The organism is Propioniciclava sp. LT432, from assembly GCF_059515965.1.
Genome location: NZ_JCAKNE010000027.1, coordinates 55,988 through 66,436 on the forward strand (window position 1 = coordinate 55,988; position 10,449 = coordinate 66,436).

12 protein-coding genes and 1 rRNA gene are annotated in these 10,449 nt (G+C 71.2%); all 13 read right to left on the reverse strand.

Annotated elements, in window-relative coordinates:
• Positions 1-4 precede the first annotated feature (4 nt).
• Entirely contained in the window at positions 5-829 is an 825-nt protein-coding gene (locus tag AC5YDV_RS15275) for a PfkB family carbohydrate kinase (protein ID WP_496184331.1), read from the reverse strand.
• Between the two features lie 87 nt (positions 830-916).
• Complete coding sequence (locus AC5YDV_RS15280) at positions 917-1,414, reverse strand: DUF3145 domain-containing protein (RefSeq protein WP_496184332.1); 498 nt, start codon at positions 1,412-1,414, stop codon at positions 917-919.
• Between the two features lie 132 nt (positions 1,415-1,546).
• Positions 1,547-3,232: a DNA repair protein RecN gene (recN, locus tag AC5YDV_RS15285; protein WP_496184333.1), complete on the reverse strand. Its 1,686-nt coding sequence runs from the start codon at positions 3,230-3,232 to the stop codon at positions 1,547-1,549.
• A complete protein-coding gene (locus AC5YDV_RS15290) occupies positions 3,222-4,175 on the reverse strand; it encodes an NAD kinase (RefSeq protein WP_496184334.1) in 954 nt (317 codons plus the stop codon). The genes recN and AC5YDV_RS15290 overlap by 11 nt, the downstream gene beginning before the upstream one ends.
• Before the next feature lie 10 nt (positions 4,176-4,185).
• A complete protein-coding gene (locus tag AC5YDV_RS15295) occupies positions 4,186-4,938 on the reverse strand; it encodes a TlyA family RNA methyltransferase (RefSeq protein ID WP_496184335.1) in 753 nt (250 codons plus the stop codon).
• Positions 4,935-5,153: a hypothetical protein gene (locus AC5YDV_RS15300; protein WP_496184336.1), complete on the reverse strand. Its 219-nt coding sequence runs from the start codon at positions 5,151-5,153 to the stop codon at positions 4,935-4,937. The genes AC5YDV_RS15295 and AC5YDV_RS15300 overlap by 4 nt, the downstream gene beginning before the upstream one ends.
• Before the next feature lie 9 nt (positions 5,154-5,162).
• Complete coding sequence (locus AC5YDV_RS15305) at positions 5,163-5,786, reverse strand: CbiQ family ECF transporter T component (protein WP_496184337.1); 624 nt, start codon at positions 5,784-5,786, stop codon at positions 5,163-5,165.
• Positions 5,783-6,487, reverse strand: coding sequence for an energy-coupling factor ABC transporter ATP-binding protein (locus AC5YDV_RS15310; RefSeq protein ID WP_496184338.1), 705 nt, complete (start codon positions 6,485-6,487; stop codon positions 5,783-5,785). The genes AC5YDV_RS15305 and AC5YDV_RS15310 overlap by 4 nt, the downstream gene beginning before the upstream one ends.
• Positions 6,484-7,110, reverse strand: a complete 627-nt coding sequence (locus tag AC5YDV_RS15315; protein WP_496184339.1) for a biotin transporter BioY — start codon at positions 7,108-7,110, stop codon at positions 6,484-6,486. Before AC5YDV_RS15315 ends, AC5YDV_RS15310 begins: the two co-directional genes overlap by 4 nt.
• 37 nt (positions 7,111-7,147) lie before the next feature.
• Entirely contained in the window at positions 7,148-8,140 is a 993-nt protein-coding gene (locus AC5YDV_RS15320) for an HAD-IIA family hydrolase (RefSeq protein ID WP_496184340.1), read from the reverse strand.
• A complete protein-coding gene (locus AC5YDV_RS15325) occupies positions 8,137-9,033 on the reverse strand; it encodes a tetratricopeptide repeat protein (RefSeq protein ID WP_496184341.1) in 897 nt (298 codons plus the stop codon). Before AC5YDV_RS15325 ends, AC5YDV_RS15320 begins: the two co-directional genes overlap by 4 nt.
• Positions 8,982-10,112: a hypothetical protein gene (locus AC5YDV_RS15330; protein ID WP_496192519.1), complete on the reverse strand. Its 1,131-nt coding sequence runs from the start codon at positions 10,110-10,112 to the stop codon at positions 8,982-8,984. The genes AC5YDV_RS15325 and AC5YDV_RS15330 overlap by 52 nt, the downstream gene beginning before the upstream one ends.
• 219 nt (positions 10,113-10,331) lie before the next feature.
• Positions 10,332-10,448 (reverse strand): 5S ribosomal RNA (gene rrf, locus AC5YDV_RS15335).
• Position 10,449: the final 1 nt, after the last annotated feature.

Sequence of the window (10,449 nt, forward strand, 5' to 3'; positions counted from 1 at the left end):
GACCTCAGAGGCGCGGGTCGGGCTGGGCCCCGGCGTGGCGGACATTGTCCGCCGCGGCGGCCAGCGCGGCCCGCGCTGCCGTTCGCCTGTCGGCGCCCTGCACCAGGGCGGACGCCAGCGTCCCGATGAGCGCGTCCGTCGCCCCGACGGTATCCACGACCTCGTCCTCGGGCACCAGGTCGGCGGCGATGTGCTCGCCGTCCCAGTCGAGACCCTCCTTGCCGCGCAGCACCACGAGCGAGGCGGGACGAGCGCCGGACGCCTCGAGCCGGGGCAGGTCCGCCGCGGGGATCACCAGCGGGTCCGCGGCCTCGATCACGTCGGCCGGCAGGTCGGCCCACGGTGCCAGGTTCACCATCACCCGCGCCCCGTACTTCTTCGCATACCGGACCGCATCGGCCACCCGGTCGACGGGTGTCTCCAACTGGGTCAGCAGCAGGTCACCAGGGCCGAGTCCCTTGATGGGACGCAGCGGGTTCGGGCCCACCTTGGCGTTGGCACCGGGCAGCAGCACGATGGAGTTGGTACGGCCGTCGGACTGGATGATCGCGTGGCCGGTCGCCACCTGCGGGATGCGCTCGACCTGCAGCTTGATGCCCTGGGCGAACAACCGGTTGAGCGAGGCACGACCCGCGTCGTCGTCGCCGACGGCCCCCACCATGACGACCTCGCTGCCCGCGCGCCTCGCGGCAGCGGCCTGGTTCGCCCCCTTGCCGCCGGCGTACCGGGACAGGGTGTGGCCGACCACCTTCTCACCGGGTTGCGGGTAGGAGTCGACGGTGGTCTCGAGGTCGACGTTGATGGAACCGAGGACGATGACGCGGCCCATGGCCAAGTGCCTCCTTTGGCGAGTGTGACTTCATCTCACCACCAATCCACGGCGACTGCTGGAACTACCACGACAACAAGTCGTAGATCAGCCCACCTCGGTGAGCCAGCGCACCGGCTCCCCCTCGGCGGCCTGGCGGAAGACGTCCAGCTCCGCGTCCCATGCGCTGCCCAGGAGGTTGTCCAGCGCCGACCGCAGCGCCCGGTCATCCCCCCGCGACGTGACCAGGGCGTGCCGGATCCGGTCCTCGGGCACGAGGACGTCGCCGTGGAGACCCATGGTGGCGTGGAAGATGCCCAGCGAGGGCGTGAACGAGTACCGCTCCCCCTCCGACTCCGCCGTGGCGTGCTCGGTCACCTCGAAACGGATGCGCGGCCAGCGCTTGAGCGCACTGGCGAGGCGGGTGGCGGTGCCGACCGGCCCTCGCCAGACGTACTCCATGCGATAGGCCGCCCGCTCAGCCGGTTGGGGCTGCCAGTCGAAGGAAACAGGTACGCCGAGGACGCCGCCGACCGCCCACTCCACGTGCGGGCACATCGGCGACGGTGCGGACAGGACCTGAAGGACCCCGTTCGTCGTTGTCATGGCGCTCCCTCTCCTGGTCTGAAGTGCTGCCTTCCCCTGCATCACCTCGAACCAGCGCGGAATCACGCCGTTGTGTTTCATTGTGCACCCTCGGTCAAGTCGGGGTGGGGTCCAGCCGGGACCCGACCTCCGTCAGACCCGCGACGCCTCGGCCAACAGTTCGGTGGCGTGGGCGCGTGCGGCGTCCGTGCCCTCCAAGCCCGCCATCATGCGGGCGAGTTCGTCGACGCGCTCCTCCGCAGCCACCTCGCGGACGCCGGACGTCGTCACCTGACCGTCATCGGCCTTGTGGACGACGTAGTGCCGATCGGCGAACGCCGCCACCTGGGCGAGGTGGGTCACGACGATGACCTGGGCGTGCTCGGCCAGGCGAGCCAGGCGTCGCCCGATCTCGAGGGCCACCGAACCGCCGACGCCGGCGTCCACCTCGTCGAAAACGAAGGTGTGCCCCTCAGCCCCCGCCGCCAGGACGACCTCGAGGGCCAGGCGGACGCGGGACAGCTCTCCCCCCGAGGCCACCTTCGCCAGCGGCGCCGGCTCGGAGCCCGGGTTGGCGGAGAACAGCAGGGCGACGGCATCCGCACCGTGGGGGCCGAGTTCGCCGAGCGGGGTGACGTCGAAGGTGAGCCGGGCACGTGGCATGGCCAGTGCGGCCAACTCGGCCTCGACCAGGCCCGCCAGCTCGGACGCCGCCGCGGAGCGGGCCGCGCTGATGCGGGTCGCCAGCGCCTCGAGCTCGCCCCTGCCTGAGGTGATCAGGCCCTGGAGCTCGCCGATCCGCTCGTCCGAGCCGGTGAGGCGGTCGACCTCGACGGCGGCCCGCTGGGACCAGGCGAGCACCTCGTCGATGGTCGTTCCGTACTTGCGGGTGAGCCCCTGGAGGTCGGAGAGCCGTGCGCCGATCCACTCCAGGCGCGCCGGGTCGGCGTCCAGGCCAGCGAGGTAGGAGGCCAGGTCACCCGCGGCGTCCGCGAGCAGGAAGGACACCTCGTCGACGCGACGGGACAGGTCCGCCGCCGCCGGGTCCTCGCCGGCGATGCCGGCCAGGGCCTTGCGGGCCATGCCGACCAGGCTGAGCGCGCTCGGGTCGTCGGTGTTGGCGTCGTCGTCGCCGGCGAGGGCGACGATGGCGGTGCGGGCGGCCAGCCGGAGGTCGTCGACCGACTGCAGGCGGCGTTGTTCCGCGACCAGGGCCTCGTCCTCACCCGGTTGCGGGTCCACCTTCTCGACCTCACCGAGTCCGAACTCCAACAACGCCAGCTCACGAGCTCTGGCCTGCGCCTGGGAGGTCAGCTCGGCCAGCTCGGTCGACCACGCTCGTTGCTGCGCCCAGCGCGTCCGGTAGTCGGCGAGGTCGGCCGCCAGGGCAGCCCCGCCGAACGCGTCCAGCACCTCGCGCTGGCGCTCGGTCGACCCGAGCCGGATCTGCTCGCTCTGCCCGTGGATGGTGATGCGCTCCCCCACGGCGTCCGCCAACCCGGGGGCGGTCACCTGCGCACCGCCCACCAGGGCGCGGGACCGCGACCGCATCAGCACGCGGGACAGGAGGACCTCGCCGTCCTCGACCTGCCCACCCGCGTCGTCGACGGCGGCGGCCAACTCGGGATCGATGAGGAGGCGGCCCTCCACCAGGGCGCGATCGGCACCGTGGCGGATCAGGCGGCTCTCGGCCTTGCCACCGGTCAACAAACCCAGCCCGGAGACGACCATCGTCTTGCCAGCACCGGTCTCGCCCGTGACCGCGGTGAACCCGGGGCCCAGCTCGAGCGTTGCGTCGTCGATCACGCCGAGCCGGGCGATGCGGAGTTCAGTGAGCATCCTTGACCTCACGACCGGCCTTGCGGGACTCCGCGTCACGCTCGGCTTGGCCGCGCCACCCGTGGATCGGCAGGTCGAACTTCTTCACGAGCCGGTGCACGAAGGGTTGTTCCGACGTGCGCGCGAGGCGCAGCTTGTAGGGGCCGCGACGGACGGTCACCTCGTTGAAGGGCGCCACGTCGGTGCTGCGGCGTCCGTCGCACCACAGGACTCCGCCGCTGATCGGGTTCTCCAGCATGCGGACCACGACCGTGGACGTCGGGCTCAGCACCAGCGGCCTCGCGAAGAGCGCATGCGCCAACAACGGGACGACGAGAAGCGCGTCGAGGTCGGGCCACAGCACGGGACCCTGGGCCGAGAACGCGTAGGCGGTCGACCCGGTGGGGGTGGAGACGAGGACGCCGTCGGTCCCCCAGCGCGACAGGGGATGTCCGTCGATGTCCACCAGCACCTCGATCATGCGCTCGCGGGACGCCTTCTCCAGCGAGACCTCGTTGATCGCGAAGCTCGACCAAATGACGTCGCCGCCGGGCTGGTCGCGCAGCTCGACCTCGAGGCAGAGCCGTTCCTCGACCCGATAGTCCTTGTTGACGACCCGGTCCAGCAGCGTGTGCGCCTCGCTGGGCTCCAACTCGGCCAGGAACCCGACGTGGCCCAAGTTGACCCCGAGCACGGGGTAACCGAGCGGCACGGCCCACTCCGCCGCGCGCAGGATCGTGCCGTCGCCGCCGAAGACCACGACCAGTTCGACGTCGACATCGGGCTTCTCGTCGAACACGCGGACCATGTCCAGTTGCCGGTGGTCCATCATCGCCTCGTACGCGCTGGCGCGCACCCAGCACACGATGCCGTGGTCGGTCAGCCTGGTGATGAAGTCGCAGGCCGCCACCACCGCCTCTGGCCGCTGGTGGTGGATCCCCAGCGCGATGTGTCGTTGCGTCACGCCCGTCAGCCTAGCCGTCGCGGCCGACAGCCCTCGGGACCGCGACCAGCTTCAGGAAGACCTCCTGGTTGCCCGCTTCGCCCGGCAGCGGACTCACCCCGCGCCAGACCTCCCGCCACCCCGCGGCCTCGGCCGCGGCGGCGACGAGGTCGGCGGCCTCCGGGATGCGCGCACGGTCGGCGACGACCCCGCGGGAGTCCAGCGCAGCGCGTCCGAGTTCGAACTGGGGCTTGACCATGAGGAGCGCCACGGCCCCCTCACGGGCGACCGAGCGGAGCGGGGCGACCAGCAGGGTGAGGGAGATGAACGAGACGTCCGCCACCACCAGGTCGACGGGCTCCGCGACGTGGGCGGCGGTGAGGTCCCGGAGGTTGAGGCCCTCGTGGGAGGTGACCCGGGGGTCGGACGCCACGGGCTCGGCCAGTTGGCCGTGCCCCACGTCCACGGCCGTGACGTGGGCGGCCCCCCGGGCGAGCAGCACCTGGGTGAAGCCTCCGGTGGACGCTCCCGCGTCGAGGGCGCGGACGCCCGCCACGGCGGTCGCCGAGGAGTCAAGGGCGCCGAGGAGCTTGTGGGCGGCCCGGGAGACCCAGGGGTCGACCTCGGCCGTGATGGTGTCGGTCTCGGCCAGGGGGGCGGACGCCTTGCGCGCGACCCGGCCGTTGACCGTGACGCGTCCGGCCGCGATGAGGTCGGACGCCTGCCCCCGGGAGCGCGCCAACCCGCGTGCGACCAGGGCGGCGTCGAGTCGGTCGGGGCTCATGAACCGCGCGGCAGCGGGGGCTGCGGGGCGCGGTTCAGCGCCTGCTGCACGACCTCGAGGACAGCTGCGATCTCGTCGTGGTGGGTGTGGACGTCCTCGCCGAGGTGGAACTCCGCGAGAGCCGCGTCGATGGCGGCGTGGCCGGTGACCGGCAGTGCCGCGACAGGCTCGTCCTGCCCTGTCGGGCGGGCGCCTTCGGACTGGGTGTCGCTCACCCGAACACCCTAGTGGGTGTCGTCGTCGCCGAGCCCGCGAGCCATGAGCGCGTCGCCGGTCGTCCGGGCGTAGGCGACGGCCTGCACCACGACGGGGGTGACCGACGCGATCGGGTTGCGGTCGAGGCCGCGGGCGCGCGCGGCGTCGCGGACCTCACCGAACGACGCGACGACGTACGGGATGGAGCGCACCAGCACGGCGACAGCGAGCCCGAACCGTTCCGCGTTGGCGCCCAACGGCTCCAACGGCTTGACGACCGCGACGAGGGCATCGATCAGGGCCGGCATCGGCGTCGTGATGAGGATGATGCGGCTCGCGTACAGGGCCGCGAGCGTGGTCCCCACCACCTTGATCGCCATGACGGGCTCGCCGAAGGCCACGTGGAAGCAGGCCACGCACGCGAACAGGATCACCAGCGCCGGCGGCATCCCCCACGCGAGGCGCAGGGGTGCCCGCGTGGACGCGACCAGCACCAGCGTCAGGGCGAGTACTCCGACCACCACCCCGGGGGTCCCGAACACGGCGGGGATGGTCAGGGCGAGGAACACGACGTACTTCCAGCCGACGCCCATCCTGTGCCACGCGGTGGTGCCGGGAACATGGATCCCGAGCAGGGCGCGGGCGGCGTTCACGCCATCATCTTCTCGTAGTGGCCGATGGTCTCGGCCGGGGACCCGTCCGCGACGATGCGCCCGTCGTCCACGACGAGGACGCGCTCGGCGTCCCGGGCGAGGTCGAGGTCGTGGGTCGCGACGATCACCTGCTGGTCGAGCTCGGCGAAGGCCCGGCGGAGCGCGAGGCGGTTGCGCAGGTCCAGCAGTGTGGTGGGTTCGTCCGCGACGAGGATGGCCGGCTCGACGGCCAGCACCGCCGCCAAGGCGACCATCTGCCGCTCGCCTCCGGAGAGGTCGTAGATGCTCTGCTCGGCGACGTGGCCCAGGCCTCGGGCGTCCAGGAGGGCGCGGGCGGCGTCCCGTCGCTTCGTGCGGTCCGCGACGGTGCGCCGGAGGCTCAGTTCGACGTCCTCCAGCGGAGTGGGCATGACGAGCTGGCTGAGCGGATCGGTGAAGACGAAGCCCACGCGGCGCCGGACCGCCCTGCCGTCGTGCGCCGGGTCGAGTCCCTCGACGGTGACGCGGCCCGCGGACGCCTGGACGAGGCCGTTGAACAGGCGCAACAGCGTCGACTTTCCCGAACCGTTCGCTCCCACGAAGGCGACGCGCCGCTCCGGCAGGGCCAGGGTGAGGTCGTCCAACAACGTCCGGGTGCCCCAGCCCCGTCCCGGACCCAAGGGCACCGGGACGCGGACCGAAACCGAATCCAGGACGATCATCGGACCCGGACGGACTCCTGGGCCTGGTCGCGCTCGACGGACGGGTGGACGAGCAGGCTGGGGAACGCCCGGTGCACCGCCAGGGCGACGAAGGCCGCCACCATGTTCTTGAGGACGTCGCCCGGCCAGTACACGAGGTCGGCCAGGAACGCCTTCTCGACCGGGATCCCGGCGTTGAGCGCGATGCCCGCGATGCCCATGGGGTGGACGAAGACGAAGGACCCGGCCAGGCCCGCCAGCAACAACAGGAACCAGCGCAGCCCGTTGCGACCCTCCGTGCGCTTGAGCACGACGCGCGAGAGGTGGCCGATCAGCAGCGCCGCAAGCGGGAACGCGAGCAGGTAGCCGGCTGACGGCTTGGCCAGGACGCCCAGTCCGGACGCCCCGCCGGCGAAGACCGGCAGTCCGGCGAGGCCCACGATGACGTAGAGGGCGGCGGCCGCGAACCCACGCCACGGCCCGAGGATCATGGCCGTGAGGGCCACCGCCAAGGTCTGCAGTGTGATGGGGACGCCGACCGAGCCGATGGGGATCGCGGGCGCGAGCGTCGCCGCTGAGATGACTCCTGCGAAGACGGCGACCAGCGCCAGGTCGGTGGTCGTGGACTGACCGCGCTGATTCATGTGTTCATCTCCTCTTGAACGGTGTTCAACAGGAAGCTTAGCGCAGGAGGTCGAGTTGAGCGAAGACCTCGTCCGCGGTGGACACGCGGCCGGTCCAGAACAGTTGGGCGAGTGCCCACGCAGCGTCCAGTTGGGACTCGCGCGTGCTGATCTCGCCCTCGACGGCTGCCACGCCATCACGCGCAGTCACCCGGACGCCACGGCAGGTCGCGCCGTGGGCGTCCACCACGGCGACGCGGCGGGGTTCGAACAGGGACTCGACACTCCAGCCGATGGCCGTGGGTCGTCCGTCCTCGCCGGCCGCACAAAGGTCCCGGACGCCGTGCGCCCCAGTGAACACCATCAGGGAGTCCATGCCCACGCCGACGGCACCCATGATGTCGGTGTCGATGCGGTCGCCCACGAAGACCGGACGCCGTGCGCCCGAGCGGGCCAGCGCCTCGTCCATGAGTGGACGGTGGGGCTTGCCGATGACCTCCGGCATGCGGTCGACGGTGTTGCCGACGGCCCGGACCGCCGCGCCGGCCCCCGGCACCAGGCCGTGCTCGGTCGGACGGGTTGAGTCGGTGTTGGTGGCGAACCAACGCGCTCCGCGCTGGACGGCGATCGCCGCCTGGTCGAGGCGCGGCCACGTCATCGCCGGGTCGTATCCCTGGATGACCGCGACCGGCTCGTCGGCGAACTCCGTGACCGGAACCATGCCGGCCAGCCTCACCTGCTCGACGAGGTTGGGAGTGCCTGCCACCAACACCTTGGAACCGGCGGGCAACTCCCGGCGGAGCAAACCCGACGCAGCCTGCGCACTGGAGACGACCTCGTCCTCCTGGACGTTGAAGCCCAGGTCGCTGAGGTGGGCGGCCACCTTGGCCGTGCTCCGCGCGGCGTTGTTCGTGACGTAGACCGTCCTCACCCCCGCCTCGTGCAGGCGGCGGACGCCCTCAACCGCGCCCTCCACTGCGAGGGGGCCCAGGTACAGGACCCCGTCGAGGTCGAAGAAGACCGCGTCGTAGTGGTCGATGAACGCGCTCACGGGCGCTCGTCCTCGTGGTCGTCGTCGTCCTCGTGGTCGTCGTCGTCCTCGTCTTCGGGCTCGTCCTCGTCTTCGGGCTCGTCCTCGTCTTCGGGCACGTCCTCGTCTTCGGGCTCGTCCTCGTCGAACGTGTCGTCGGCCCCAGCGTCAGCTTCATCCTCATCCGACTGGTCCTCGGCACCCGTCTCGGGAGCAGCTTCGGCCGGCTCCAACTCGCCCACCAGCGCCGCCTCGTCGACCTCGAGCACCAGCCCCTGGAGCGCAGCGACGCGGTCGTCGGCATCTGTCTCGCCGTCCGTGTCGAGGGCAGCCGCCGCGCTGAACCACTTCTCGGCGGTTTCTGTGTCGCCGGTCTGCTCGAGCAGATCCGCATAGCCGTAGCGCAGGCGGGCACGGGCACCGCGCGAACCACGCCCGGCGGACGCCTCGATCTCCTGCTTGAGGAGGCGCAGGGCCTCGGGCTTCTGACCGAGGTCGACGCGGGAGCCGGCCTCGACCAGGCGAAGTTCGACCCGCTGGTTGAAGTCGGGCTGCGCGTCGATGCCTTCACGCACGAGCTTGAGGGCCTTCTCGGGATGGCCAAGCGCGCGCTCGCAATCCGCCATGGCGGCCAGAAATTCCGTTCCCCCATTCATGCGGCGCAGCGCGCGGAACTCGTGCAACGCCACCTGGTACTCCCCCGCGGCGTACGCCGCCTCCCCCGTCGCCTCACGGGTCACGGCCAGACGCGCGGCACGGCGGCGTGCCGCCTCGGCGTGCCGGTACGCCAACGCGGGGTCCGTGTCGATCAGCTGGCCGGCCATCAACAGGTGCGACCCGACGACCTGCGCGAGTTCGGGAGTCAGGCCACGAAGCTCCGCCCGCACCGCGCGGGGCAGTTCACGCAGATCCATGTCCTGGGGCGTGTCAGGCTCGTCATCCTTGCGCGCGAGGCCCGGACGCGGCACGAACGGCTCACGCTCCTCGTCCTCGAGCCGGTCGTTGCGCGGCCGCCGTTCCTCACGCGGACCGCGTGTGTCGCCACGGTCGTCCCGGCGCGGACGATCGTCTCGTTGCCACGGCTTGGCGTCGTCCCGCCGGTTCTCCCAGCGTGGACGCTCGCTCCGCGCCTCGGGACGCCCCCCATCGCGGTCAGGGCGACGCCCACTTGCCGCGGCGGGACGGTCATCCCGGCGGAAACCGGCACGGTCACCCTCACGACGCGGACGATCCTCACCCGAGCGGAACCCACCGCGACGGTCATCGCTGCCACGGAACCCACCACGCTCACCGGACGGACGATCATCCCGCCGGAACCCACCACGCTCACCGGACGGACGATCATCCCGCCGGAACCCACCACGCTCACCGGTCGGACGATCCCCGTCCCGACGGAAAGCCGGCCGATCACCCTCACGACGCGGACGATCCTCACCCGAGCGGAACCCACCCCGGCGATCGTCGTTGTTACGGAACCCGCCACGCTCACCGGACGGACGATCCCCGTCCCGACGGAAAGCCGGCCGATCACCCTCACGACGCGGACGATCCTCACCCGAGCGGAACCCACCCCGACGGTCATCGTTGTTACGGAACCCGCCACGCTCACCGGACGGACGATCCCCGTCCCGACGGAAAGCCGGCCGATCACCCTCACGACGCGGACGATCCTCACCCGAGCGGAACCCACCCCGGCGATCGTCGTTGTTACGGAACCCGCCACGCTCACCGGACGGACGATCCCCGTCCCGACGGAAAGCCGGCCGATCACCCTCACGACGCGGACGATCCTCACCCGAGCGGAACCCACCCCGACGGTCATCGTTGTTACGGAACCCGCCACGCTCACCGGACGGACGATCCCCGTCCCGACGGAAGCCTTGGCCGCTGCCCTGAGGCCGATCACCGAAGGACCTGCCCCGATCCGAGCCGCTCCCTCGCGGCACTCCCTGCGGACGATCCTGGCCACCACGCCCGCGGGGGCCCTTGTCACGGTTCTTATCGATCACCGGACAAGTCTGCCGTTGTCTCACTCACAAGGCAAAGAATCACAGCAACCAGGCCACGGACGGAACCTCTCGAGCGCCTGCAGGTCCGGCTCAAGACAGCACGCCACTGAGCCACCATCAGCCAAGGGGCGTGGGTGGGGATGAGTAAGGGGCCCTGACACATCGTGTCAGGGCCCCTTGGTTCACCCCTTTTCGGGGGGTGTGTTCGGCGGTGTCCTACTCTCCCACACCCTCGCGAGTGCAGTACCATCGGCGCTGCAAGGCTTAGCTTCCGGGTTCGGAATGGGACCGGGCGTTTCCCTTGCGCAATGGCCACCGAAA